We start from the raw sequence: 26,766 nt of genomic DNA, 5'->3' as shown, positions 1-26,766 counted from the left end.
AGATGGGGCCGAGCGTGGCCGATGCGGCGGTCACGCCGACGGCCGCTTCGACCGGATAGCCATGATCCTTCATCGCCTTGATCTCGATCGTGCCGATGCCGGCGGCATCCGCAAGCGCCGTGCCGGACATGCCCGAGAAGACGACGGAGCCAATGATGTTCACCTGCGCAAGGCCACCTTTCATCCAGCCGACCAGCGACAGGGCGAAATGGTAGATGCGGCCGGTGACGCCGGCGATGTTCATGAGGTTACCGGCCAGGATGAAGAAGGGCACGGCGATCAGCGGAAAGCTCTCGACGCCGGCAATCATGCGCTGGGCAGCGATGATATCAGGCGCGACACCGTAGATCAGCAGATAGGACAGAGACGCGACGGCCATGGCCACCGCGACTGGCGTGCCGATGATCATGAGAAGCAGAAATGCACCGATGAGAAGCAGCACTGTTCAAACTCCTTGCGGAACGTCGGCTTCTTCAGCCTGCTCACGAACCGTTTTCGTATTGATCATGTCCTTGATGAAATTCTGCAGCGCGCGCAGGAACATCAAGGCGAAGGCGGCGAGGACCGTGTAGAAGACGATGCCGCGGGGCAGGTCGACCGTCACCATGCGTTCGCTTCCGACGATCGCCACATAGCGCCACATCAGCCATGTGATGTAGGCAAAGAACCCGACCACGATGAGGTCCACGACGCCCTGCAGAAGGCGGGCAGCGCGCTTCGACATCAGACGATAGAGTAAATCGACTTGGATATGGCGGGCCATGCGCACGCACATCACCGAACCGAGAAAGACAATGACCACCAGGCAGTTGGCGGCGATTTCTTCCGTCCAGGCCAGGCTATTGTTCAAAGCATAACGCGTGAAGAATTGCAGAAAGACGCAGAGCGCCATGCCCCAGAAGATTGCGAGTGTCAGCCAGTCTTCTATCGCATAGCGCGACAGATCGGCCGGGCCTGCCTCCTCCTCGAAAGCGTGCGCCATCTCGTCCACGCTGATCGGTGGGTGTTGTTGGTCCGTCATTTGAAAAGCTCCAGCGAGCGGAATTCACGAAGGTGAAGCCCGGCGCCGAAGCGGCGCCGGGCAACGCGCGATTACTGCACCGCACGGATCGCTTCCCAATCGGCCTTTTCGTAGCCGAATTCCTCAAAGGTCACCTTTTCAAGCACGGTCTTCTCGAAGTCGGCCTTGTCGACCTCGACGACATTGATGCCACGCTTCTTGAAATCGTCGACGAGGCCATTTTCACGGTCGTCGATGATCTTGGTGGCACGCGAGGCTGCCTCCTGCATGACCTCGGTGAAGATGACCTTGTCCTGATCCGAAAGGTTACCCCAGAGGGTTTTGGAGACAAGCGTATTCAGGTGATCGACGATGTGGCCAGTCAGGATGATGTTCTTCTGAACCTCGTAGAACTTCTTGGCTTCGATCGTCGTAAGCGGGTTCTCCTGCGCTTCGACGGTCCCGTTCTGAAGCGCCAGATAGACCTCCGCAAACGCAATCGGCGTGGTGTTCGCACCGCAGGCGCGAGGCATGGCGAGATAAGCAGGTACGTCCGGGACGCGGATTTTCAAGCCGGCCATGTCGGCGCATTTCGCGATCGGCTTGTTGGAGGTCGTGTGGCGCGTCCCGTAGTAGGTGACGGCGGTGATCCGGTTGCCGGTGGCGTCTTCATAGCCCTTGGACAGGCGCTTGAAGATATCGCTCTTTGTATAGGCGAGCAGATGGCCCGGGTCGCGGAAGATGTAGGGGAAGTACGTCACCCCGATCGGCTTGAAGTCTCGCGCAGCGAAGCTCGATCCGGAAATGATGATATCGACGGTGCCGAGCTTCAGGCCCTGATTGATGTCGGCTTCCTTGCCGAGCTGCGAGGCCGGATAGACTTCGACCTTGTAGCGACCTTCGGTTCGCTTGGCGATTTCCTCGGCAGCCCAGACCGATTCGGTATGGAAGGGCTCCGATGTTTCATACACATGCGCCCATTTCAGCACGGTTTCTGCCTGAGCAGCCAGGGTCGATACCAGGACGAGCGCGGTTGCGCCCAATACGGTCTTTAATCTGAATGTCATTCTTTCCTCCCGAATTGATATCAGATTTCATTTCCCGACCCTTCGCGCCATGCGCAACAGGATCAGTCCACTCTCGCCAGCTCCTCCTCGAAGCTTTCTGAGAATCTCTTTTGCGCCAGCGTCAGATGCCGACGCATGGCTTCGCGCGCGGAAGACGGATCGCCAGCCGCAATCGCGTCACGGATCGCCTTGTGCTCTTCAACCGCCCTTTGCCAGGTGTGGGGGCCTTCGAAATAACTTGCCAGCTTCTCGAAATAGGGCGACGTCCGCCGGTCGCTTAAAAGGCTGATGACATGGCGAAGGGGAGCATTGCCGACCATTTCGACTATGGCAGTATGAAAGGCCAGGTCGGCTGCGATGGCGCGCTCGGGCTTTTCGACGGACTGCTCCATTCGCACCAGCATTTCATCAAGCAGGGCAATGCCTTCAGGCGAGGGGCTGCGGGCCGCCTCCTCGGCGATAGCGCTTTCAACGATGCAGCGCGCTTGAAGAATCTCGAAAGGCCCCTCAACATCATGGGTTGATTGAGCCATGGCTCGGGGGGGCGACTTTTGAGCAATGTAAACGCCTGAGCCCATGCGGATCTGGATAAGACCTTGGACTTCGAGAGCGATCAGAGCCTCGCGTACTGTTGGACGCGATACGCGGAACCGCTCGGCAAGATCGCGCTCAGCGGGCAGTCGTCCGCCGGGCACCAGCTCGCCGGCATCGATCAGCGCGCGTATCTGGTCCGCCACCTGTCTGTAGAGACGGCGCGGCTCCAAGGCCACAAACATCGCTATCCTCCCCTACCGCGCGTCCTCACACGCGTCATTGGTAAAGTGGTCTTACCAATTATTGCATTAAAGCTCATTGCTTTGGGATGTCAACCGCATTTGTCACATGGCCCTGAAAACCTCCCATCACCAGCAACACGCAGGTGTAACTGAAGATCGAATAGTTCTCTGGTGAGCCGAGTGCAGATAGCAGTCCCGGCCTGAGTAAACGCTGACTTTACGACGATCACTGGCTTGCCAATACCTACGCCGGTTCGTGATTTTATCCCTCACTCCCGGGAACGTCGAGCGCATGAGAAAACTCGCACTTGCTGCTTGTGCCGTCCTTTCAGTCCTTGTCCTCGCGGTTGGAAATCTGGTCTCCAGCATCTGCAAAGGCATCTATTCGGGCTGGGCAGGCGCCGCCGTTGGTTTGGATTGGCAACGTTGGCTCAGAGCCTGCCCACGCTGCTTCTTACTGGATTGATCTTGAGCGGGATGGAATCCATGTCGTAACTGGCGCGCCGGGACCGGATTTTCGATCGGCACGCCTTACTACGTCGCCTCGCCCCGCAGTGGGTTGTTTAGTTCTCAAAAAAGTCGCCTTGGCGTTGCCGGCGGAGCTTTCAGCTTCGACAAGTGAGTGCTAAGCGGCAACGTGCATTGAAAGGAAAAAAAATGAAAACACTCGTTCGCCTGCTGCTGACGATCGTTCTTGCGGTCGTCGTTCTTACCGGTTTCCGCTGGTACCGCTATGTCAGCAACACCGATAGCCCCTACGATGAAATCGGTATCACGTTCAACAGCAACATGCCCGGTCCGATCAACAACTGGGGCTGTGCCAAACTCAAAACCACCTTTTCCAGTTCCTTGCCACCGTACGGCTGCGCCGCCAGCGACGCGACGCAATGGAAGTAAGCTCTGCAGGGCGGCGCCGATAGCCCAGCCAGTCGTGTGCGTCGAGGTATATGGCTGTTGATGGTCCCTGCTGCCCCACTTGCGAAGACATCTGCGTGTACCCAGAAGGCGTGCGCATAGTTTCGATTTAAGGTCGTGAGAGGACGAGCGTCGTTGAGCGGGCAGGTAAGGGGTGGTGCATGGCACTTTGGGGGGCGGTCGCGGTCTGCTCTGATCCCCAAAATCTGGAGGAAGTTCAGGGGCTCAGGTCAATCGTATCGCTTGATGCTGGAGCACGCGTTGCGCGCCATCGGCACCAAGGAATAAGTTGCACGGTAGCTATGGGCAGCGCTGCAGCTATGGAGGAGACGTTTGATGTCTTTCTGCAGGAACGCGACGACGGGCGCGAACCGAAGATAGTTTAGAGGAATGACGCGGAGGGTTAAGGAAAAGCCGTCCGTCCGGGGTGGCGATTTTATCGCGAAGGACCCAAAATGATGTCTGGATTTCCGCGGCAATGACCGACGATGTGCCTGCCACCTCATGGTTCTTTAGCCCGTGAATCGTGGGGCGATTGAACAATATTCTCGTAGGCGAGTTACTTGAAGCAATCGCAATCGAAGGAGAACCGCTATGGCCGATGCCCCTAAATTGGGTGAACCGATCCCTCTGGGTATAGTCACTCGTGATACCGCTGTACTTGGCGACGAGACAATCCATGAAAACACAACAGCGGTTGGCGACGGAACCCAGTCCGTTGGTGACCAGATCGCTGCTCTGAAAGAAGAAATCGCGGCGTTAAAACTGCGACTTGCGGATGCTGGTAAAAGCGCTTCGGCTGCCGTCGAGGCTCATCCACTTATCACTGCTACCATCGTGTCGCTGGGAGCCTGGGCTCTGGTCGCAATGGTCTATCGGCGATCTCAAGTTTCGGTGACAGGTGTCTATCCTTCCATTCGCGACCGTATTGACCAATGGCGTTAATGTCGGATCGCGCTTGATCAACTGCTAGGGCGCACGCGCGCGTTCAATTTGCCGATGCAGATCAAATATGACGAAGCAGTTGACCCGCCGCGGCGGCTGGCAGCCGCCCAGCCGATGAACTTCGGCGACCGGCTGCTGAAACTCAGGGAGCGCGGTCCGGTTCGGTGCGATATTCTCCACAATAGGACAAGCACCTGATCGCACCCCGCCCCGCCTAGTCAATCGCATCGACACGCAATCCGGAGACAAAGATGATCGAGCACCTCGCCGCCATAGGAGTTCAATTCGATATTGTTCCTCACGTCGGTGCCCTGGTCGTGGCCTATCTGCTGGCACTTCCCATCGGATGGGACCGCGAAAAAGGAGAACGGAGCGCCGGGCTCCGAACGTTTCCGCTCGTTGCCATCGCCAGCTGCGGTTTCATTCAGGCGACCGAGACCCTCACCAACGGAAGCCCGGAAGCGACGGCTCGCATCGTCGAAGGGTTGATCACGGGCATGGGGTTCATAGGGGGAGGTGCCATTCTGGTTGTAAAAGCCAGCGTTCGAGGAACTGCAACAGCGGCCAGTCTCTGGGCTACGGGCGCGATCGGCACATCAGTTGGTCTCGGAGCCTATGATGTCGCTGTCGTGCTTTCGGTCATGACGTTTCTGACGTTGAGACTGAACACCAACTTTAAGCAGGACGCGCCCGGAAACGCGCCTGACTGATCAGGGCGTATTCCCGGAAACAAGTATGCTTAGGCCGCTTCGAGTTGAGAGGATGTTTGAGCGCAAGGATGCGGCGTTGCAAAAGTCTCTGGTTCCTCATGGGAAACGTTGAGGCGCCTGGCGACCAGATCGTGGTTTAACCACCGTACCGGGCCGCGGGGCGACGAGGATGCGCCAAAAATCAGCTGCCCTGTTGCCTTTACCACCAGAGCACTGAGAAGGTCGCTGATCATGACCTTGCTGTCGCGGTGCATTGCCGTGATTTCGTTTGAAGTCCCGATCGTCAGGTCGGCTTGCGTCTGACTGTTGGGCATCGGCCATGCGGAGAAATCGTAAAACGGGATCATGGCTTCGCTTGATTGAAGATCGGCGATCTTTTCGATCACATCATCTAAAGTGAACCCGTCGGCCAGAAGATTTTCGCACGCCTGCCACTGGTCGTTTGCCCAACGGCCGCCGTTCTCCTTCTTCAGCGCCAGAAGAAGGGGAATGAGAGGCAGTTCGATCCCGGTAAAAACGTCAGACGAGTTGGTCCTGATTTCGGGGCAGTTGTAAACGGTGGCCTTCACGCCCATTGCCCACGCCTCTTGTGCGATGCCCTCAAGCCGCATCTTGGCGTAGCCTTGGGTGTAGTTCGTGTAAGTCTGCCAACGGTATTCGTCGCCGATCAGGATTCCGGTTCCGTGGTAACCGTACGCCGTGTATCGCACTTGACCGCCCGCCGCTTCGACGCGCTCGCGGATCGCTGTGCTGAAGTCGATGAGATGGCGAAACGTGTTTGCTGAAACTTCGTCGAAATTCTGCAGGATCAGCTTGCCCATGTCGCTTTGGAGAAGCGCCTCCGACGACATATGGCGGTGCCCCGTTCCCTTGTAGATTCTGTTTGCGACAACCAACAGGACCTTCGCTTTGGGGATGCCACCAGCCATCGTATGGGCGAAGAAGACATTCCGGCCGTCACCAATCATACCATCGAGAATTGCCATCACCTGCGACAGCGAAGCAGTAAACCTCGCATTGGAGACGGCCTTGCACTTTTCGATATACTCCCAGTCGAGCTTTTCACGTTCCCAGCTATCGAGAGTCAGTTTCGAAAGGAGGTCTGTAGGCGTGGCCCCCTGCGCAGACGCGTCGAGATCGAAGCCAGCCATCAAGGGAACGTTGATGATCGTTCCACCCAAACGGGATTCTGCTTCCGCAACTTCTTCGTCGGTCAGAGGCCGCAAGGCATTGTTTTCGTCACGCCTTCCAACCGTGATTCCAACAATCCGCATGCCTGCTTTTCGCGCCTGGTCGAGCAGGCCGGTCGCGTAGCCGCGTCCGAACAATTCGCCGAACAGAACGAATATGTCGTCCTTACGAAACACCGTATTTTCGTTGATGCCCTCTAACGCGATCGGGTTTTCCATGTTCATTTCTTTGCATTAGGGGTCTTGCGGCAAAGCGCCGACTGTTGCTGACGACTACTTGAGCAAAGTCTGTCCGGATGGAAAATCATTTACCGTGACGGATTATGTCGAAACGTGAAGCGCCACCGCCTCTGCTACCCATGTTCAGGGACGCCAGACTGCAATTGCGTTCTGATGACATGCGTGCTTGGGCGACCTGCTGGTAAATGATATGGAGAAGTCAGCGAGGCAGCTGCATTGATCCTGATAGGCGACAGAATTCTCCTGTTGGCGATTGGTCGAACGTCCGCGAGACAGATACCCACCCAGCCTGTCATCGCCAACCGAGGAAAGGCTGGGTCCGTCGGTCCGCAAAGCCAGCGTGAATGGTATGCCTCGGTCACATGCTCGTCCGGAAAATCATCATCATGGCGTGCGGTCGAAAGGATCAGGCCGTCACCGCCGTTTCAGGAGTGACTCGGCTGCAAGTTTGTCGGCTTGGGCACGATCGCCGACTGTCACGTGCTACTTTAGCGCCCCCCGCATTCTTTGTTGCAAATACACGTCAAAATGGAAAGTCAGCTATTTTTGATTGAAAAAGTGGCATGTATGGACAAAAGCTTGACCTCTTCCCTGCTTTTTGTTCCGCGTTGCCTATGTATCAAGGGGATGGTCGCGATCAGGGAGGGCACATTGGGATGATTGATAAGTCGGATGCTTCAAACAAATTCGAAAACCGCCGTTTTGCAGCAATCGTGGAGCATTGTGAAGATGCAATCATAAGTATATCCCTCGACGGGATTGTAACCAGCTGGAACAAAGGGGCATTCAACCTTTTTGGCTACAAGCCGGACGAGATGCTCGGCCAATCCATTACGCGCATCATCGAAAAACATCGTCACGCGGAAGAGGACGAAATCCTCAGCAAGATCGTCGGTGGCGAAATCGTCAGGCATTTTGAAACACGTCGGATCCGGAAAGACGGCACTGCACTCGAGATCTCGCTGACGGTCTCGCCCATAAAAGACAAGACCGGGGCGGTCATCGGTGCCTCCAAAATCGCGCGCGATATAACACAACGCAAACGGACTGAAGCTGCACGGCAAAAGTTGATCGAGTGCTCGCGACTGGTGGGGCGTCAGTTTCTGGATGCTGTCGTTGAAGCCTTGGCTGAGGCCTTGAACGTGCGGTGGGTTTTACTGTGCGATCTTGATCCGGCAAACTCCGGACGAGCACGCGCGCTGTCCTCATGGGGCAACGGTCGCCGACAAGACTATTTTGAGTACGACCTGAAGGATACCCCCTCTGCAAACGTTCTCGGCGAGAGAATGTGCTTCTATCCCGAGAACGTGGCTGGCCTGTTCCCTGAAGATATGCTGCTCCCTGAAATGGGAGCGGACAGCTATCTCGGCGTTCCCTTGCGCGGCGAGAACGGCATGGCTCTCGGTCTTCTCGCCATTCTCAATGATGGGCCCATAGATGTCGCACTTCAGCCCGAGGAAACACTCGAATTGTTTGCGGGCCGTGCCTCTGCCGAACTGCAGCGCTTGGCAACAGCCTCAACCAACGAGAGACTTGGCCGCATCGTCGAGGACGCGGCAAGCGAAACCTACCTGTTTGACGCTGTGACGCTGAAGTTCATCCTCGTCAATCGCGGTGCCAGGGAAAACCTCGGTTTTTCCATGGAGGAGCTGCGGGAGCTCACTCCCCTCGACATCAAGCCCACGATCACGACCGACGCGTTTTCGACAATTATTGAGCCGCTTCGCTCGGGCCACATGCCGGTGCAACATTTTGCTACCGTTCACCGGCGCAAGGACGGTACCGACTACAATGTTTCAGTGGCGCTGCAGCTGCTACAGGATGAAGACCGACCTGTGTTCTTCGCAGCAATCGAGGACACGACCGAGCGCGATGCTGCGTTGAGGGGGCTGCAGCAGGCGTCGCAACGGCTTGATACGGTTTTGAACAATACGACGATGGCGGTTTTCCTGATGGATGATCGACAGGAGTGTGTTTACATGAACGCCGCCGCGGAGGAGCTCACGGGCTATAAGTTCGAAGAGACACGCGGTCTGCCGCTTCACGACGTGGTCCACCACACCTATCCGGACGGACGGCCATTTCCTTTGCATGAATGTGCAATTGATCGTGCATTCCCGGAGGATTTCCAGGTCAAAGGGGAAGAGACCTTCATCCACAAGGAAGGTCGCTTTTATCCCGTGGCCTACACTGCGAGCCCCATCCATGATGAATGCGGAAAGCCGATCGGGACAGTCATTGAAGCCCGCAATATCGCCGCAGATATCGAGGCCCGAGAGGCATTAGCGGATTTCAACGTTGCGCTGCAAAGGCGCGTCGATGAGGTGATCGCAGAGCGAGAAAGTATTGAGCAGCAACTCCATCAGGCGCAGAAACTTGAATCCATCGGAAAGCTGACCGGCGGAATCGCCCATGACTTCAATAATTTACTTCAGGTCATAAGCGGCAACCTGCAGCTTCTAACGCGGGATGTTGCAGGCAACATCCGTGCCGAGCAACGGGTACAAAATGCGATCGCTGGCGTGGCCAGAGGTGGTCGTCTTGCGTCCCAGTTGCTGGCGTTCGGCCGCAAGCAGCCGTTGGTACCCACTGTCGTTAACTTGGGCAGCCTGGTGCGTGGCATGGACGATTTGCTTCGGCGGGCTCTGGGCGAAAGCATTGAGGTGGAGACCATCGTGTCTGGAGGGTTGTGGAACACCTTTGTCGATACGACCCAGGTAGAAAACGCGATCCTGAACCTTGCGATCAACGCCAGAGACGCAATGAATGGACGGGGAAAACTCACGATCGAGACCGGGAACGCCTCTTTGGATGACCGTTACACGCGTCAGCATCCGGATGTGGAAACAGGGCAATATGTCATGATTGCTGTGACAGACACTGGACCCGGCATACCGAGCGATATCGTCGACAAGATTTTCGAACCCTTCTTCACAACCAAGCCCGTCGGCCAGGGAACTGGACTGGGGCTCAGCATGGTGTATGGACTGACAAAGCAGTCAAATGGTCACATCAAAGTCTATAGCGAGGTCGGTGAAGGCACCACGTTCCGAATCTATCTGCCTCGAACCAAGCAGCAAGAGCCGCTGCAAGCAGCCTATGACGATGGTCCAATCCGCGGAGGGTCGGAGACTATACTCGTCGTGGAGGACGATGATGATGTCCGTGCCACCGTCATAGAGCTTCTGTCGGAATTGGGTTACCGCATACTGCGGGCAAAAGACGGAGCAAGCGGCCTGGCAATCGTCGAAAGCGGTGTGCCCATCGACTTGCTCTTCACAGACGTGGTGATGCCTGGGCCAGTCCAGAGCCGTGATATGGCACGACGCGCGAAGGAACGCATCCCGGATCTGGCTGTATTGTTCACCTCCGGCTACACTGAAAATGCGATCGTGCACGGCGGCCGGCTGGACGAGGGCGTCGAGCTCCTCAGCAAGCCTTACACACGGGAAGACTTGGCCTTTCGACTCCGCAAGTGCCTTGCTATAAACGGAAAAACAGCGGAGCCGCCTTCGGAAGATCGTATCGCAATCAAGACAAAGCCGCTGGCGCTGAACATTCTCCTGGTCGAAGACGAAGTTCTTGTTCGGATGTCTACTGTCGATATTCTATCTGATCTTGGACACACCGTTCTTGAGGCTTCTACCGCGCAGGAGGCATTGCAACTCCTTGAGGTAGCCCCGGTTGATGTCTTGTTCACGGATGTCGGATTGCCGGGGATTTCGGGAATTTCGTTGGTCTCGCAGGTGCAGGCTCGCTGGCCGGCAATTCGTATTATCATCGCGTCAGGATATGCTGGTCCGACCGGAGAAACGCTCGAGGCCATTGGAGAAGGTTTTACCTGGCTAACGAAGCCCTACAGTGATTCCGATATCAAACGTGTCCTTGGAGATTGATGTGTTCGACCATTGTCTATCGTGGATTCTTCGGATCAAATTGCAAGTTATTCGCTTGGGCGCCAAAACTGGAGGCACGCCGCTGATGCGATCGTGGCGATCGGAATCTAACAGGCTTTTCCTCGGCCTGCAGCTCGACTTTTCCACCCTTGGTCGACTTTTCCCCCGCCGCTCTCACGGTTTAGGGCCAGCGCTCAAGCGGTCTTCGTGGAGTTTCGATCAAAGTAAAACGCACTAAGCTGCGCAGCGGTCACGGGTTTGCTGAACAAGTAACCCTGAAGTTCATCACAGCCGGACAGTCTGACGAGCGTCGCCTGCTCCTCTGTTTCTATACCTTCTGCAGTCACTGGAATGTTCAAGGCGTTTGCCAAAGCGATTGTCGCGTTCAGCACGGCACCGCCGTTGGTATCGTTGTCCAAAGCGAGGATGAGCGATCGATCAATCTTCATACGATCGAAACCGAACTGGCGAAGCGTACCGATGCTCGCATAGCCAGAACCGAAGTCATCCAGGGAGATTTTGACGCCGGCTTGTTTGAGCCCTGAGATGGCACGCTGCGCCTGTTCTGGATCGGAGATCAGAACGCCCTCGGTTACTTCTACGCAAAGCCGATGGGCGTCGAAGCCGGCATCTGTGATCGTATCGAGGACGTTCTGCACGAAGGCCGGGTTCTTAAGCTGTAACGGAGATACATTGATGGACAATGAGATCCCCTGCCAGTGTCGAGCTGCCGCCACCGATTTCCTCAGAACCTGCATTCCGAGCAGGTCGATCAGGCCAGACTTCTCCGCCAGAGGAATGAACATGTCGGGTCCGTAACATGTGCCATCGGGTGCTTGCCACCGCGCCAGTGCCTCAACGCCGCATATAGCTCCGGATCCGGCCTCAACGAGCGGCTGATAGGCTACGTCGATACCATTGCCCGCCAACGTTTGACGAAGCAGATGCTCCAGACGATCCTGCACCTTCGTGTCGACATCGAACGCGTCCTCGAACTCTACTGTAATGCCGCGCCCCAGGTCTTTGGCGCGATAAAGCGCGATGTCGGCACGACGGATGAGTTCACCGACATCGACGGCAGAAGCTTCAGTGAACGCCACCCCGACGCTTCCTCCGATTTCAATCGTGCGATCACCGAGTACGAAAACACGCTGCAGGGCGATCTGGATTTGCGCTCCGATCGAAGAGGCGGGCGCCGGCGTTGCTGTACCGACGGTCACGACAGCGAATTCATCGCCGCCAAGGCGGGCGATGAGCGCGTTTTGCGGAAGGGTTTCAGAAAGACGATCAGCGACACAGACAATCAGTTCGTCCCCGACCGCGTGTCCCCATGCATCATTAACGCCCTTAAAGCCGTCCAGATCGATGAAGTGCAGGCGCATGACTGCGAATTCCCCGCGAGCGTTGGACGACGCTTGTTTCATTCTCTCGATTAGTCCGGACCTGTTGAGTAGTCCGGTGAGCGCGTCGTGCTCCGCCTTGAATGTGGCTTTGCTTTCGCTGATCCGCAGTCTGGATACTGTAAAAAATCCGACCGCACCAAGGGCACATAGAAACATGACAAGGATGAGAGCAGCTGAGTGCAACAAACCCTTGACGGCCAGATAACTCTTCGTCCCAGGCTGTTCGGACGGCCAATTGAAATAGGCTACGTTGCGGCGCGAGACGTCCGTGAGGACAACTGAGAGTTTGCCGGTGTGAGGAGCGCTGTCGAGCGAAAGGCCCTTAATCGCGAACGTACCCGATACCTCCGATATGACCTCTGGCGTGAGGTGTTTTGCGAACACCAGAATGTGGAACCCGCGTTGATCTACAGTGTCGTCGATAACACTTGGTTGGATTGTCGCAGCTCCGATGAGAGCGGTACCGCGTGCCGTGCGAATAAAGTGGACCGGGATCGCGTCGGTTATTGACGTCAACCGCGCCGCGAGCAGCAATTCGTTTATCGTGCTTCCGAAAAAGACTGGCAGGTCGGAACCCATATCCTCGCCGTCGCGGTAAGCCACGACGACCTTGTTTTCGGCATCGACCACAATGGCAGTATCGTACAAAGGGTAATCGGCTGTCGTCGAGGCCCAGTTTTCGATGATCCAGGCGACTTTGGTGTCAGGCTTTCTGATCTGCTGGTAGGCGTCGTCCCAGTATGCATTATCCCGGATTGTCGCACCGAGTTGTTTGCGCAGCGAATGCAGCGCACCGTCGGCCGCGGCTGTTGCGCGCGCGTCGTCAATTGCATTCGCTGTGGTGGTTATCGTCTGGATCGATCGTGTGATGAGCGCTGCCAGGAGAGCGGTGACGAGTATGAAAACGAGCGCAATCAGAGCAGCGGAAAACTGCTGGCGGCGCACTGCTGTGAATGACATTTGGGGCATGAGGGCACTTTCAAGAGACGCATATTCTTACATGTTCAAACGATTTATTCGCCACCTGCAGGATGGCCTCATGCCCGCTCACGCGCTGCAGATTCGAATTTACAACAGGTCTCATAATTCAGTATTAAAGCCCGACTGCATGGCGCGCCGCTGTGATCGGCGGCGGATTGACACGCGTCTATGCGGCTTTGACAAACCCGTAGGGACCAAATGCCAGTAGAGCAGTTCCAGTTGCTCCATAAAATAAAGCGCCGAACGGCAACTGACGCACCCAGGCCATAGCGTCAGATAATCCACCTGACTGCTCAGGATGTAACATGTTGTTGAACGCTTGCGACCGGTGAGGCCGGATCGCTCGGAGACGCCAAATAAGGGCTAATCTGAAACTGCCCGCGTTGACATTGGGCAACCACGACAAGGCGTTTGGCGACCTTTAGGACTACGCCACTTCCGTGACGCTCGCCGACCAGCGCAAGCCAGTTCAATCCCGGCGGTCACGGCCGCATATCTGGCGAAGCGGTTGTCGCGGACCTAGATCGTCCGCTCGACCTGCGCTGAAGGAAACATGGCCGCCGGAAGATCCGGATTTTGCCAGTGCGTGGTTATCCGTCGCCCGTCAAGCAATCCAGCGTGTCCTAGCGCAATGCGCCGCTGCAGATCGAACCGAATATGCTTGCCCGCGCAGGCGCCAGTGTCATTGGCAAAGGGCCCACGAATTTCTCATTCCGGAGAGGTACGGGCTGATGCCAGACGGCGATTCCACGGGCCGCAAGCAAACCTTCGATCATGCGCAGGCTGAGTGGAAACGAAGGTAAAGACAGACAGCGTCGGCAATCACTTCAGCCTGAAACAGATGGCGGCGATAAAGGGGATCACGAGCGCTTTGGATCACGACGCAAGATCGCACATTTAAATCGCGGGCATGTTAACTTTACAGTGCCAAGTTTGGAGAAAGACAAATACAACAGCAAAGCGGCTCTTCCCCGGACGATGCGCGCCATCGATTTTCAAATTGCGCCAAGCATTGTAGTGGAAGACCAACATGCCCAAACAGAAAAAGCCAGCTGTTGTCAGTACCGGGATCACAGGACTCAACGAGATCCTGCGCGGCGGCTTGCCGGCATCGAACCTGTATATGCTGCAAGGCGCTCCGGGATCTGGCAAAACGACAGCCGCGCTGCAGTTTCTGCGCGCCGGTGTTGAGGCTGGCGAAAGCTGCATCTACGTCACGCTTTCGCAGACCGCTGCGGAGCTTGAGGCTATCGCCGTATCGCACGGCTGGACGCTCGATGGGATCCGTGTCGAAGAGCTGTCGACGTCGGGTGCCGTCCATGAAGCGGACGATCAGAGCATTTTCCTGACGGCGGATCTGCGACTGGACGAAACCAGAAAAGCGATCGAAGCCGCGATTGAGGAACACAAGCCCCGCCGCCTCGTCTACGACTCTCTTCTCGAGATCCGGCTGATCACGGGCGATAGTCCACGGTTTCGCCGCGAACTGATCGGTTTCAAGTCTTTCCTTGCGAAAAGAAACGTGGTGGCGCTGCTTCTGGATACCCAAACGCCCGGTTACGACCGCAGCGGCGAGGAGGTCGAGGGCCTGGCCCACGGCGTCATTCGGTTTGACAAGTCGCTCGAGGAATATGGCGGTGTGCGCCGTCGTATCGAGGTCTCCAAGATGCGTGGCGTCCCAATCGCCGACGGGTATCACGACATGGCAATCCGTGAAGGCGAAGGCGTCGTCGTGTTTCCCCGAATCATGGCAAGTACGGCACCGGAGAATCCAAAGCCGCAACTGATCAAATCCGGTGTCGCCGAGCTCGACGAGATGTTCGGCGGCGGGCAGGAGGCAGGCACTACGACACTTGTCATCGGCCAGTCCGGTACTGGCAAATCGACGATGTCCTCCCTCTACGCCACAGCCGCGCTTGAGCGCGGTGAAAGTGTAGCGCTGTTCCTGTTCGAAGAGCGGCTGGAAACGTTCTTCCGGCGTTCTGAAGGCCTGGGCATGGAACTGAGGCAGTTTCACAAGGACGGCAAGCTGATCCTGCGCGATTTCAATCCCAACGAAATCTCGCCCGGGGAATTCGGTCAGATTGTCCAAGATGCCGTGACGCAGAACAAGTCCCGGGTCGTCGTGATTGACAGCCTGACGGGATATTTGAACTCTCTGCCGCACCGCGAGAAGGCGGTCCGCGACATCCAGTCGCTGCTGAAGTATCTTGCCCGCTCCGGCGTCCTGACCATGCTGATCGTCGCTCAACACGGCTTGATCGGCCAGAATGTCGGGATTGATGTCGACGTCAGCTTTCTCGGCGATACCGTGCTGCTATTGCGCATCATGGAGCATGAGGGGCGCCTGCGTCGCAGCATCACCGTCGTCAAGAAGCGGCACGGTCCGCATGATCTCAATGTCCGTGAACTGCTGATCGAAAGTGGGAGCGTCAGCGTCGTCGCCTATAATCCCCTTCCAGATCCGAAATGAACTTAGTTCCAACCGAAAGCGAGCTGGACTGGGTGCTCGTCCTTGCTCCCTTTCGCAAGGACGCCGATTATATCGCTGCATTTCTTCGGGAACAGAAGATCCAGGTTGAGGCTGCGAAGGCAGACGACGACTTGGTGGAGAATCTCGCCCTGTCTCCCGGCATCATCGTCATCACCCATGAGGCACTCAATCCGGAGGTTGTTGCACGAATTGAGGTGCATCTTGCTGAGCAGCCCGACTGGTCGGAAGTGCCGATCATCGTCCTTTTGGAGCGCACGGCGCCGATTGCACGTATTCGAAACCAGTTGCAGACATCTTGGCCTGGCTCACGTCTTCTTTTCCACACGCGGCCCATAGCGCCGCTGGAGCTAGTGAACGGCGTTCAGTCAAATCTGTTGGTGCGGCTCCGCCAGCGTCAGGTTCGCGATTCCATCGAACGCGAAAGAGAACTGCGTTTGGAGCTCAATCACCGGGTGAAGAACATTCTGGCCAGCGTCACGTCGATTTTCCATATGACCAGGCGCGGAGCGACCACTGTCCAGGATTTGGCCAGCGACTTTACTGGTCGGCTGCAGGCGCTTTCCAATGTGCACACCGCTGTGTTTGAGGCCGGTGGTGAGGAGGTGTGGCTTTCAGCCGTCGTTGACCTAACGGTTTCTCCGTACAACAGCGATGGCGTCAGCCGTATCAATGTCACTGGGTCGGATCTTGTTGTCAGCCGGGACGCCGGAACGACGATAGCGCTGTGCCTGCATGAGCTCATCACTAATGCGATAAAATATGGCGCGCTCTCCTTTCCGGATGGGCATGTAGAGATCGTATGGACAATTGCAAAAGACGCCGGTTCCGACTTTTCTTTGAACTGGACCGAAGTCGGGGGACCCGCAGTTCGCGAACCGACGCGGCAGGGATATGGGACCCGATATGTGCGGTCCGCTTTGGGATCCCTGTTTGGCAAGGCTCCGGAGATCGTTTTTGCTCCGACCGGATTCCGGTGCAGCGTCAGCGGTCCCGTGGCACGAATTGCAAAGCAAAAAGAAAATTTATGACCTTTTCGGTAACCGGAGATGGGTCCGTGAATTTCCGCAACGCGTTGAAAGATAATAGAATCCTCTGCGCATGAATTCAGCTCGCTTGACCGGTGTTACAATCCATTAGAGCGCTGCAACTCAATCCATTGCCGCTTGTCGGCAAAAGACCCTGTCGTCGATCGTCACGATAACTTCACGGACGATCGAGGCGAAGCTCCATGTGATCGTCGACCAGCGTATAAGTGTCCAGCAACAAGGGGGGCAACATGGAGCTATGCAAGGTCGTGAAGTTCCGTTGGGCTGCGCAAATAGATGTTTACCGCGGCGTCCAGCCGCCCATCGGATCGAGCGGGCGTTGGTCATGCCATACGCATCGGCAATTGCCGGGAGTTTGAGCAAACTAGGGTAACTTATGTTGCAGATTGTACGCCTTGATGATCTCCAAGTATGAAACAAAAAACAGGCTCGGGTTTTCCCCGTTCGCTCACACGCAAAGTTGGCGGTGCAACTGCCGTCGCTTCGGCGACATCGGCTATGACGGACGGTTCCACTGCGAGTGCGAGAAAAAAGTGCTCCCTTGGAGACGCCGAAAGCCCGCGAAGCAGACCCGCAGCCCGTCCCGCATGTCGCATTGCCGGCGTTCGCTTGCCTTCACGGATTTTCACCCCTGCGGCGGAAAGAAGGATCAATGCTTTCAGCAATGACCGCAATTGACTGCCTCTGTCCGCAACCTGCCAAATCCCCTCCCAAGCCTCGTGTGCTTCCCAGTAATAGCCATGGTTGAACAGCTCGCATCCCCATGTGAACTCCTCGGAATCGAGGTCTGCAGTCGGGCGCACAACGTGAAGCTGATAGCTGTGGCCAGCAGGGTGTCGGACAGGATGTGGCAACCGGCCTGGCAAATAGGCGTAGTCGGGAAAACGTCTCTGGGGCAACAAGCGACGGCGGTTCATTGCCCTATTTTCCCGCAAAGGAAGGTCAAGCTATAGGACCGGATGTGGCCCGTCGGATGAACCGTCCGCAATTCAACGCAGCAGCTGTCGCGACCATGGCGATGACACGGCTTCAACCGATCCTCTGGCACGGATGCGTTAGTTATGCCCTGCACAGGTGTTGCCGATGCTCGATCGGACGCCCGTCGACCCGTCCACCGGCCATTTGAACCTCTGTTATAGAATCTCGCCAAAGCGTCTGGAGCCTCCACCCTGTGCGACAAGATCGACGGCGATGTCCGGCCTCAGCCTGACATGACCGTTGATTTCGTCCTCGGTCATCAAGCTAAATGCGGTCGAAAGACCATCTGCGGTCGCTGCGTCGCTCGCCACAACTGTCACGCGGGCAAATCGTTCCGGTAGGGCTCCATAGCGCGGATGCAGGATATGGCCAAAGCGGCCTCTCTCGTCGAAATGAAAGCCGGCGGCGCTAGAGGTCGCAATCGCGCGGTCGATGATTGTCAGGACGCGTTGCGGAGAGGTCGAAGTGTCGCTTGGTGTCAGCCCGACCCGCCAGCCGCTGCCATCGGGTTTTGAACCGATGGCGCGGTTCTCGCCCATGTTTACCAAGCTACTGGTGATGCCAGCGTTTCGCAGCAGCTCAACGATTCTGTCGGTGATGTAGCCCTGTGCGATGCCGTTCAGGGTGAGCGCCATGTCCGGTCGGGTAAAGGCGATGCGATCACGGTTGAACAGCACGCCGTCGAAACCGACCTGTTCCAGAGTGGTCTGCAGGGCGTGCTCAGTCGGCCCGCTCGGGTCGGCCGCCAGTGCGGAAAAATGCCGGGCATAGAGCGCAAAAAGCGGTTGTATTGTCGGATCGAACAGACCGCCGCTCGCCTCGAACAAGGTCCTGCTCGTTTGCAGAAGTGATACCAGGTCCGTTGGCGGGGCGACGAGCACGCTACTGCGGTTCAGTTCGCTCAGTGCTGAGTGGCTGCGGTAGAGGCTGAACACATCCTCAAGCCGTGACACCTCCGCTACCACCTGTTGGATGAGTTGCGTTGCCTGGTTCTGGTCCTCACTATTCAGGATCATCGTGGTGGATGCGCCGAGCGCCTGCCCGGTCCAGACCACAGGCTGCGTCGTTGCCCTTGCCGCACTGGCAAAACCTATGAGGGGCAGCCCGGCAGCGGCAGCAAGAATGCAAATTGCCCGGCGGCGACGGATTGCCTCAGCCATGTTCGTGTCCCTTCACATTCGGATCAAGCGGTACTTGCTGCGAGCCTTTGGCCGATGGTTCGGTGTCGCTCCCGAGAATGTAGTCTTGAGGCATGTCGTCGAAGCCAACAACGTTCCCGCCGTTTTTTGCTGCGAAGGTGTCGGCGTCGTCCTTGATTAAAAACGGCACGGCCTCCTGCACCCCCATGCCGCCGCGCAGAGAGCTGCCAATGACATAGAAGGCGGTGCGGGCATCGATGAAGTTTTCAGGTCCGGGTTTTTCCCAGCTTGGTGCCTTGCCCATGTCCGAAACGTAGATCGCAGCAATGGCCTTGGGCTCTTCCGGCAGCATTGTGAAGGCGATCGTGTCGCGTGCGGAGGAAAACCAGATCGGCTCGGGGATCTGCTCGAGGATGACCTGGCCCTTGGGGCCGGCATGTTCCAGCACGTCCATGCCGCAGTATCGTCCCATTGCGTCTGCAGTCAGCGGGTAGGGCGCCGGCATGCTTGCCTGCTGCTTGTCTTCACAGCCCGTCACCAGCAAAGCGGCGAGCAGAAGGGCCGTCAATCCGACACGGATCATAATTCTCTCCTCGAAAATAGCGTGGTGGCGAGCGTGAGCGGCGCGATGATCCAGACCAAAAGTGCTAATAACAGGATCAGCGGGCTGAGCGCGGTTTGACCAGCAAGGCCGCCCATGCCGGAGAGGGCGCTGGCATTACCCGATCCCAGGTTGAGCAGGCGGTAGGCATCGGTTGGATTGACGACCAGCAGCAGGTCAAGCAATCCGGAAGGCAGGGGTTTTCCCTGCGCTACGACCAGACCGCCGAGCAGGGCCATATCGTAGATCAGTACGAAAAACAGCCAGATGCCGATGGCAATGCCTCCGGCGGTGCTGCGCTCCGCGGCAAGCGTGCTGATCAGGTAGCCGATGGCGATGAAGACAGCACCGAGAAGCACAGAGGAGCCGATCATAGCGGCAAAGGCCAAAAGGCTGTCGCTGCTGATCGCCGTTCCGGTGATAGCCAGCGCCAATGCCGCTGCGCCGTAGCCGAACAGGGTGGCGAACGACAGGATGGCCAGATGGCCGAGGAACTTGCCAAATATCACCTGACGACGGCCAATCGGATAGCTCAACAGTAAAAGCATGGTGCCGCGCTCCATCTCGCCGACAATGGCGTCGTGGGAGAGCACAAGCGCGATCAGCGGTACGAGGAAGATGGTGAGGCTTGAGAGGCTGACGACGACGATATCGAGCGGGTCGACGCCGACATTGCCGGTCGGCGCGCTGCCGAGAAACGACAGGGTCAATGCGAGAGCGGCCAGAAGCAACGTGGTCGCCAGTACCCAGCGGTTGCGCATTCCTTCCTGGATTTCCTTGGCGGCGATGATCAGGATGTTCTTCATGGTGTTTTCACCTGTCCAGCCAGGAAATGTGCATACACGTCATCGAGCGACGGCTCCATGACGTGCAGACCGGTAATGACGGCCGGATGGGCGGTCACCTGGTGCAGGAGGGCGATCTTGTTTTCCGGCTGAACCGCGGCTTCGAGGGTCCGGTCACCGGTCGTTCTCCAGGTGGCGTCGCTGGCCCCCAAGTCTGCCGCGTTCTTGCCATCCGCCAGGGTGACCCCGATACGGGTCGGCAGGCGGGCAAGGCGACGCAGATCCTCAAGCGTCCCGTCCGCTGCCTTCAGGCCGCCATTGACGATGATGACGCGGTCGGCGCGGTCCTCAAGCTCGGTCAAGGCATGCGAGGAGAGAAGAATGGTCGTGCCCGTCGAGCGCAGGTCGGTGATCAGGTCATAGAACTGGCGCCGAAGGGCCGGATCGAGGCCGCTTGTCGGCTCATCGAGCAGTAGTATGCGCGGCTGGCCAAGCAGCGCCTGTGCCAGCCCCAGCCGCTGGCGCATGCCTTTTGAATAGGTGCGTACCGGCCGGTCCACCGCTTCATTGGCCAAGCCGACCCGTTCGAACAGCGCATTGCCTTCCCCAATGTCCACCCGCTTCAGGCGGGCGTAGAAGGCGAGCGTCTCGCGCCCGGTCAGCGCCATGTGGAAGGAAACGCTTTCCGGCAGGTAGCCGAGCCGCTGGCGCACGGCGAAATCGCCGGTCGCCGGGTCCTCGCCGAGCACGCGGACGCTCCCCCGGCCCGGGCGGATCAGTCCGAGCATGAGCTTGATCAACGTCGTCTTGCCGGCGCCGTTATGGCCGACGAGCGCGACGGTTTCGCCCTCGTTCAGGGTGAAGGACACGTGTTTTACGGCCTCGACCTTGCCATAGCATTTGCCGGCGTCGGTGATGCTGACGGTCGCTGTCATGGTCTTTTATCCTTATAGCTAAGTGGCGCCATCAGCGGATAGCTGTCGACCACGCCACCCGGCAGAAGGGCTGGAAATTGGGACTGCGCCCAGCGAATGACCTGGACCGCCGGGCTGCTGGTCAGCACCTTGGCCTGTGGCGAGGTCCACAGCACCCGGTCGATCAGATCATTCGGGCGGTAGGGGCTGTCGCCGATGCCGTCACCGTTCAGATCGAAGGCCGGGTTGTCGCTCCAATAATTGCCGCGGCCGTCCTTCGACCAGTCCATGTAGCGCGTGCCGACATATTTGACCTGGTTGCGGTTGTTGACAAAGGCGTTGCCGCTCATGGCATTGCCTTCGGATCCGGCTGTGAAATGGATGCCGGTTGCACAACCCTCGAAGCGGTTACCGGAAAACTTGTTCTTGTTGGCATTGTAGATGAAGACACATTTTTCAGGGCCGAGGCGCAGGCCGCCGACATCGCCAACTTTCGATGCTGCGTCGATGCTCTTGGGAACCCCGAGATCGGCGGATTGGGCTCCGGCGGTCAGCCAGCGATCGACGGGCTGCAAGCTGCCGACCACGGTATTGTCGGTAATGGTCGAACCATTGGCGGAGTTCAACAATAGACCATGATCGCGGTCGCCCTCGGAACGGTTCCCGGTGATCTTCAGGCGATTTGAAAACATGACTGCATAGCCGACCGAATTGCCGATCGAGATGTTGTCGGCGATCTCGCTGTCGTTGGTGTACATGTAGTGGATGCCGAAGCGCAGGTCGCGGAAGCTGTTGCCGCGAAACACATTGCGCTTGCTGGCCATGGTGGCGATGCCATCGCGGCCGGAGCGAATGTCGTTGTCGAGCACCCTGGCGCCCGGCGCGTTCCACACCGTGACACCGTTGCCAGCCGAACTCCGGCGTCCCTCGGACAGGCCGGTAATGCGGTTGGCGCGCGCCAGAGAATTGACCGCCCCGTGCAAATAGATGCCGAACAGATTGCCGGCGATGACATTGTCTTCAATCCGAGCGTTGGTCGCGGTCTTTTGCGCGAGCACGCCGGAGTCCAGGGTTGCCAGGTCCCTGCCTGAGCCGGCAATGATGAGACCGCGCACAGCGGCACCGGGCGCGGTGATTGTGATGACGCTGCCCTTGCCGTTGCCGATGACCGATGCGCCCGGCTTTCCGGCAAGTGTCACGGCCTTGTCTACGGTGATGGGCGCGGCGTATTCCCCTGCCTCAAGTATAATAATGTCACCTGGCGAAGCCGCGTTGAGGATCGTCTGCAGTGATAGAGCCTCGGCTACGGTGACGGTACGTTCGGCCGCATAGGTCATAGCAGGGACGGCGGCCAAGAGGGCCGCCATTCCAAATGCTGTTGCTGCGAAACGCAGGTGCAGGTGCATCATGCAGCCTTCGGCTCGACGAGCATGCGGCCCTTCATTTCCATGTGCATTGCATGGCAGAACCACGAGCAATAGTACCAGTAGACGCCGGCCTTGCTGGCCGTGAAGGTGATCGAGGCGGTCGCCTGGGGTGCCACTTCCATGTTTATGCCATAATTGACGATGGCAAAGCCGTGCGTCAGGTCTTCGACTTCGTCGATATTGGTGACGTAGACCGTAACTTCGTCGCCTTGCTTGACAGTGAAGCTGTCAAGGCCGAAGGCAGGCGCTGCCGACGTCATGTAGACGCGCACTTTGTTGCCGTCGCGGATGATTTCCGAATCCACCAGCAGATCGATGTTGTCGAGTTTTGCTTGGGCGACCGCATCGGCAAAGAACGGATCGTCGCGGTTCCAGAGGCTCACCGGATTGATCTTCGAGGCATGCACGATCGTGGCGTCATGCGGTTCGGCAAACGTCGGGTTGTCGTGGACGAGCACCATCTGGTCCCCGGAAATGTCGATCAGCTGGTCACTCTCCGGTTTCAGTGGACCGACGTTGAGATAACGGTCCTTGGAGAACTTGTTCAGCGAGATCAGCCACTTGCCATCGGCTTCCTTGGTTTGGCCCATCGAGGTGTGGTTGTGGCCCGGCTGGTAGTGCACATCGAGCTTCTGCTTGATCGGATCGACCTTTTCGCCGGTGAAGGCCCGCTTTGCGTCCTCGATGTTCCACTTGCAGATCTGGCTGTCGATAAACAGGGTGGTGTAAGCATTGCCGCGGCCGTCGTAGGCGGTGTGCAGCGGCCCCAGACCCAGTTCCGGTTCGGCGACGACGGTGTCGCGCGGCTTGATCTTGTCGGCGAACAGGTCGTCGAACTTGCGAACGTCGAAGACGGTGACCGTCGGTGACAGCTTGCCGGCGACGACCACATGGATGCCGTCGGGCGCGGTGTTGCAGCCATGCGGGCTGTTGGAGACGGGGACGTAGCGAGTGTACGGCGAGCCCTTGCGGCCGTCGAGCACGGGCACGCCGCCCAGGGTCTTGAAGTCGCCCTTCTTGACGCCTTCCTCGATCCGCTTCAGATCGAACACCACCATCCAATCCTGCTCGCTGGCCATCATCTCGGCAAGATTGACGCCTTCCTCTGAATTGTAGCAGGTGGCGAAAGCATACTTGCCCTGGTAATCAGCGTCGACATTGTCGAGATTTCCATCGACCATGATCTGCCAGGCGACTTTCATCGTGTCGCCATCAAGTGCGGTGAAGATCGCGTGATACTGTTTCGGGTCGTCGAGGATCTTGCCATCATTGGGAAGCGGCACGCCGTCTTCGCCGTTGCAGAATACGTATCCGGTCCTCGGGTACTTCTGCACGCGCAGGCCATGGACGGTGTGCTGGTTCGGCAGTTCTGTGATCTTGTCGCATTTCATCACGTCGAGGCGGATGCGGCAGACACGGGTATTGGCCTTGTCGTTGGCATAAAGATAGCGGCCGTCATAGGTCCCTTCAGTAAACGACAGGTGGGGGTGATGCAGGTCGCCATTGTTGTAGACGCCACCCTTGTCGGCCAGGAAATCGATGGTTTCCGGTAGCAACCCCTCGGTCATGATCTTCCGGCTCTCATTGGTCATGCCCCAGCCGGTGGCACTGCAGCGGTTGAAGACCGGGATGCGCATCAGTTCGCGCATCGACGGCACGCCGACAATCCTCACTTCGCCGCTCTGGCCGCTGGAGAAAAAGGTGTAGTATTCGTCGAGTTCGCCGGGCTTTACCTCGTATGTGGCTCCCTCGGCTGCCAGCGCCGGCGTCGCGGCGCCGCCGCTGAGGCTGAGCGCCCCGCCGACGGTGGCAGCACCTGCTGCTGCCACGAAAGCCGTTGATCCGAGCATCTGTCGCCTGTTCAGGCGTACTTGATTTTCTTCAGACATAGTTTCTCTCCTTGGTTGGTCGTGTCAAAGCGGGTTTCCGGCCGTGGTACTGGCTGGTTTGATGGGCACACCGTTGTGAGTGACGATGGTTTTGGGCGGTGCTTCTCCGCGGGATGCGGGGGTGGACAGCGCCATGAATTTCTCGCGCTTCAGACGCACCTGGATCATGTGCGGACAGCGGTGGTCGTCGTGGTAGAGCTCCTGGCAGTGCATGCAGTAGATGCACTCGTTGACGTTGATCTGGCCCTCCGGATGGATCGACTGCACGGGACATTCCTTGGCGCAGCGCTGGCACGGCGTTCCGCATTCCGGATAGCGTTTCAGCCACTCGAACATGCGGATCCGGCCGGGAATGGCCAGCGCCGCGCCGAGGGGACAGAGATAACGGCAGTAGAAGCGCTCGATGAACAGCCCGGCCGACAGCAGCGTCAGCGCAAACAGTACGAAGGGCCATTCGCGGGCGAATTTGAGCACGATCGCGGTCTTGAATGGCTCGACCTCGGAAAACATTTCGGCGAGCGCCAGCGAATAGAAAGACAGGCCGAACAGGCCAAGAAAGATGACATACTTGATCGGCCAGAGGCGCTCATGCAGACCCCAGGGCAGGCGGATCTGGGGCACTTTCAGCCATTGCGCGACATTGTTGGTCAGTTCCTGCAGGGCACCGAACGGGCATAGCCAGCCGCAGAACGGGCCGCGCCCCCAAAACAACAGGCCTACAGCGACCGCGGCCCACAGGATGAAGACAAGCGGTGCAGCCAGAAAGAATTCCCAGTTGAAGCCGGTGATCAGGGAGTTGACGAAGGTCAGCACGTTGACCACCGACAGCTGGGCGTTGGCATACCAGCCGAGCCAGATCAGGGTGAACAGCAGATAGGAACGCCGGATCCAGCCGAACATCACCGGCCGTTTGACCAGCCAATCCTGGAAAAAGAAGATGGCGGTGAGAACGAGCAGGGCGGCGACGGTGATGGCGATCGACACCCGGTTCATCTGCCAGATGCTGATCCACAGCGCCTGGTCTTCCATTGGCGCGAGCGCGGTGGACGGTCGTGCTGCGGACGCCGTGTCCGTTGCCGGAATGGCCGCCACGGCCTTTTCGACGCTCACATAGGATGAAGGCAGATTGTAGCCGAGCGTGTAGGGAAGGACCGCCTTGTCATGCGTGTTGATATTGCGCTGCACCAGCAATTGCAGCTCAAAGGGCTCGGTGACATCAAAGCCGAAATCCTCGGGAATGACGAACAGGGCAATGTCGCGAAGCCGCGGGGCACCCTTTGCAGCCAATGTGGGCAGCCTTGTATGGTTGCGATCGCGAAACCGCAGCCCCTGACCATCCTGCAAAAGCTCGATTCTGTCGAAAATGCCGCCGCGCACATAGCCGGAGCCCTTGAACGAATAGGCGCCGTCGCCGGCCACGAGTACTGCCGACTGTCCCGGCTTAAGCCGGCTTGCCAGTCGCTGATAACCCGATTCGCCCAGCAGGCTTTTGCCGATCGCCGGAATGCTGACGGGCGCAATGTAGAGATCGATGAAACGATCGTCGGGCTGCGGCGTCTCCGGCCTGTCCGCAGCGTCCGCATGGCTGGCTTGCCGGAACCCGTCCGAGACCTCGCCGACGGTCATGCGCAGACTGCGCACCGAACCATCGCCGATAAGGGTCCGCCAGTCGGCGACATCGGTCTTTGACATATCGACGGTTTTGACGTCGGCAGCCGTGGCTGTCGGTGCACTGACAGCCTCCTTCAGACGGTTGGCGCGTATGAGCTTGACGGCCGAGCGGATGACGCTGTCACCCATGACCAGTACGGTCACGGTGGCGCCGCTAACGATATCGACCTGCGGTGGCCTTTCGGCGCCAGTGGCGACGCGTGCCATGTTCTTGTCGAGAATGGAATTGAGCGCGGCGACCACCTTGGCCTGTGGAATACCAATGAGGACGATGGGCTCCTTGTGGTCGATCAGCTTGAAGCCGCGCACCACGCCTTCGGAATCAATGCCGACCATGATGTGGATGGGCTTGCCGGAATAGCCGACCGAACTGGTAACATCGGAGTTGAGGTAGGCATAGCCGAGCAGATCCGCACCGCGGTAGACCGGCGCGATCGGCGGCTCGCCCGCCGGCTCGCCGAAACGGTCGGCGCGCTCGAACAGATCTCCGGGCTGCACTTTTTCCAGATAGGCGGGCAGTTCTCCGGCCGCAAAGGTGGGCACGGGCATCGCCCAGGCGATCAGCAGCGCTGCCAGAAGGGGCAGGAGGCTAAAAGGTCGATGGGAGATCGAGATCCGGGACATTGGGGTTCCGTCTGTTCGGCGCATTCGTGCAATCTGCCGGACAAGTACATGCCTAACTTCGATATCTCTTTGTTC

Annotated in this window: 21 protein-coding genes and 2 pseudogenes; 6 read left to right on the top strand and 17 right to left on the bottom strand. The window is 58.0% G+C overall.

The window, feature by feature from the left end; translation table 11 throughout:
- From AX760_RS19900 to AX760_RS19885, 4 genes are all read right to left on the bottom strand, one after another.
- Window positions 1-442, bottom strand: a 442-nt coding sequence (locus AX760_RS19900) for a TRAP transporter large permease subunit (RefSeq protein WP_139276259.1), incomplete at its 3' end; no start/stop codon positions are given.
- A 3-nt stretch (window positions 443-445) separates the two neighbouring features.
- Window positions 446-1,021, bottom strand: a complete 576-nt coding sequence (locus AX760_RS19895; RefSeq protein WP_071834745.1) for a TRAP transporter small permease — start codon at window positions 1,019-1,021, stop codon at window positions 446-448.
- Between the two features lie 71 nt (window positions 1,022-1,092).
- On the bottom strand, window positions 1,093-2,067 hold the full coding sequence (locus AX760_RS19890; protein WP_071834744.1) for a sialic acid TRAP transporter substrate-binding protein SiaP: 975 nt from the start codon (window positions 2,065-2,067) through the stop codon (window positions 1,093-1,095).
- Window positions 2,068-2,129: 62 nt separating this feature from the next.
- On the bottom strand, window positions 2,130-2,843 hold the full coding sequence (locus AX760_RS19885) for a FadR/GntR family transcriptional regulator (RefSeq protein WP_071834743.1): 714 nt from the start codon (window positions 2,841-2,843) through the stop codon (window positions 2,130-2,132).
- Window positions 2,844-3,500: 657 nt separating this feature from the next.
- Here AX760_RS19885 and AX760_RS19880 point away from each other — a divergent pair.
- The 3 genes from AX760_RS19880 (at window position 3,501) to AX760_RS19870 (ending at window position 5,413) form a co-directional block, all read left to right on the top strand.
- Window positions 3,501-3,740: a hypothetical protein gene (locus AX760_RS19880; RefSeq protein WP_071834742.1), complete on the top strand. Its 240-nt coding sequence runs from the start codon at window positions 3,501-3,503 to the stop codon at window positions 3,738-3,740.
- Between the two features lie 612 nt (window positions 3,741-4,352).
- Window positions 4,353-4,703: a hypothetical protein gene (locus tag AX760_RS19875; RefSeq protein ID WP_071834741.1), complete on the top strand. Its 351-nt coding sequence runs from the start codon at window positions 4,353-4,355 to the stop codon at window positions 4,701-4,703.
- A gap of 251 nt (window positions 4,704-4,954) precedes the next feature.
- Window positions 4,955-5,413, top strand: coding sequence for an MgtC/SapB family protein (locus AX760_RS19870; protein ID WP_071834740.1), 459 nt, complete (start codon window positions 4,955-4,957; stop codon window positions 5,411-5,413).
- Between the two features lie 29 nt (window positions 5,414-5,442).
- On the opposite strand, the gene AX760_RS19865 is transcribed toward AX760_RS19870, so the two are convergent.
- Entirely contained in the window at window positions 5,443-6,822 is a 1,380-nt protein-coding gene (locus tag AX760_RS19865) for an enoyl ACP reductase FabMG family protein (RefSeq protein WP_071834748.1), read from the bottom strand.
- Between the two features lie 291 nt (window positions 6,823-7,113).
- Window positions 7,114-7,305: pseudogene (locus AX760_RS27800) on the bottom strand (LacI family transcriptional regulator); the annotation flags it as partial.
- A gap of 101 nt (window positions 7,306-7,406) precedes the next feature.
- On the opposite strand from AX760_RS27800, the gene AX760_RS19850 reads away from it, so the two are divergent.
- Window positions 7,407-10,739: a PAS domain S-box protein gene (locus AX760_RS19850; protein WP_083531255.1), complete on the top strand. Its 3,333-nt coding sequence runs from the start codon at window positions 7,407-7,409 to the stop codon at window positions 10,737-10,739.
- Between the two features lie 194 nt (window positions 10,740-10,933).
- On the opposite strand, the gene AX760_RS19845 is transcribed toward AX760_RS19850, so the two are convergent.
- From AX760_RS19845 to AX760_RS27790, 3 genes and pseudogenes are all read right to left on the bottom strand, one after another.
- The gene (locus tag AX760_RS19845; protein WP_071834739.1) at window positions 10,934-13,111 is read right to left on the bottom strand and encodes a putative bifunctional diguanylate cyclase/phosphodiesterase; all 2,178 of its coding nucleotides are present in this window, start codon (window positions 13,109-13,111) and stop codon (window positions 10,934-10,936) included.
- 178 nt (window positions 13,112-13,289) lie between these two features.
- Window positions 13,290-13,430, bottom strand: coding sequence for a DUF1206 domain-containing protein (locus AX760_RS28230; RefSeq protein WP_139276104.1), 141 nt, complete (start codon window positions 13,428-13,430; stop codon window positions 13,290-13,292).
- Between the two features lie 394 nt (window positions 13,431-13,824).
- Window positions 13,825-14,003: pseudogene (locus AX760_RS27790) on the bottom strand (IS6 family transposase); the annotation flags it as partial.
- Window positions 14,004-14,153: 150 nt separating this feature from the next.
- On the opposite strand from AX760_RS27790, the gene AX760_RS19830 reads away from it, so the two are divergent.
- Together AX760_RS19830 and AX760_RS19825 are read left to right on the top strand one after the other, a co-directional pair.
- Window positions 14,154-15,596 carry a DUF7125 family protein gene (locus tag AX760_RS19830; protein WP_071834738.1) on the top strand — a complete coding sequence of 481 codons (1,443 nt, stop codon included), beginning with the start codon at window positions 14,154-14,156 and terminating at the stop codon, window positions 15,594-15,596.
- On the top strand, window positions 15,593-16,645 hold the full coding sequence (locus AX760_RS19825) for a sensor histidine kinase (RefSeq protein WP_071834737.1): 1,053 nt from the start codon (window positions 15,593-15,595) through the stop codon (window positions 16,643-16,645). The genes AX760_RS19830 and AX760_RS19825 overlap by 4 nt, the downstream gene beginning before the upstream one ends.
- Before the next feature lie 392 nt (window positions 16,646-17,037).
- Here the strand turns inward: AX760_RS19825 and AX760_RS19820 are convergent, their stop codons facing one another.
- The 8 genes from AX760_RS19820 to AX760_RS19785 form a co-directional block, all read right to left on the bottom strand.
- Window positions 17,038-17,580, bottom strand: a complete 543-nt coding sequence (locus AX760_RS19820) for a DUF309 domain-containing protein (RefSeq protein ID WP_083531254.1) — start codon at window positions 17,578-17,580, stop codon at window positions 17,038-17,040.
- 216 nt (window positions 17,581-17,796) lie between these two features.
- A complete protein-coding gene (locus tag AX760_RS19815) occupies window positions 17,797-18,801 on the bottom strand; it encodes an FAD:protein FMN transferase (protein ID WP_071834736.1) in 1,005 nt (334 codons plus the stop codon).
- Entirely contained in the window at window positions 18,794-19,363 is a 570-nt protein-coding gene (locus tag AX760_RS19810; protein ID WP_071834735.1) for a nitrous oxide reductase accessory protein NosL, read from the bottom strand. The genes AX760_RS19815 and AX760_RS19810 overlap by 8 nt, the downstream gene beginning before the upstream one ends.
- Window positions 19,360-20,187 carry an ABC transporter permease gene (locus AX760_RS19805; RefSeq protein WP_071834734.1) on the bottom strand — a complete coding sequence of 276 codons (828 nt, stop codon included), beginning with the start codon at window positions 20,185-20,187 and terminating at the stop codon, window positions 19,360-19,362. The genes AX760_RS19810 and AX760_RS19805 overlap by 4 nt, the downstream gene beginning before the upstream one ends.
- Window positions 20,184-21,101: an ABC transporter ATP-binding protein gene (locus tag AX760_RS19800; protein WP_071834733.1), complete on the bottom strand. Its 918-nt coding sequence runs from the start codon at window positions 21,099-21,101 to the stop codon at window positions 20,184-20,186. Before AX760_RS19800 ends, AX760_RS19805 begins: the two co-directional genes overlap by 4 nt.
- A complete protein-coding gene (locus AX760_RS19795) occupies window positions 21,098-22,486 on the bottom strand; it encodes a nitrous oxide reductase family maturation protein NosD (RefSeq protein ID WP_087149312.1) in 1,389 nt (462 codons plus the stop codon). The genes AX760_RS19800 and AX760_RS19795 overlap by 4 nt, the downstream gene beginning before the upstream one ends.
- Window positions 22,486-24,396 carry a TAT-dependent nitrous-oxide reductase gene (gene nosZ, locus AX760_RS19790; protein WP_071834731.1) on the bottom strand — a complete coding sequence of 637 codons (1,911 nt, stop codon included), beginning with the start codon at window positions 24,394-24,396 and terminating at the stop codon, window positions 22,486-22,488. The genes AX760_RS19795 and nosZ overlap by 1 nt, the downstream gene beginning before the upstream one ends.
- A 24-nt stretch (window positions 24,397-24,420) precedes the next feature.
- Complete coding sequence (locus tag AX760_RS19785) at window positions 24,421-26,691, bottom strand: NosR/NirI family protein (RefSeq protein ID WP_071834730.1); 2,271 nt, start codon at window positions 26,689-26,691, stop codon at window positions 24,421-24,423.
- Between the last annotated feature and the right edge of the window lie 75 nt (window positions 26,692-26,766).

The sequence above is a fragment of the Pararhizobium antarcticum genome (assembly GCF_001885585.1).
Classification (GTDB): domain Bacteria; phylum Pseudomonadota; class Alphaproteobacteria; order Rhizobiales; family Rhizobiaceae; genus Pararhizobium; species Pararhizobium antarcticum.
This window is presented reverse-complemented; position numbering and strand designations above follow the sequence as displayed.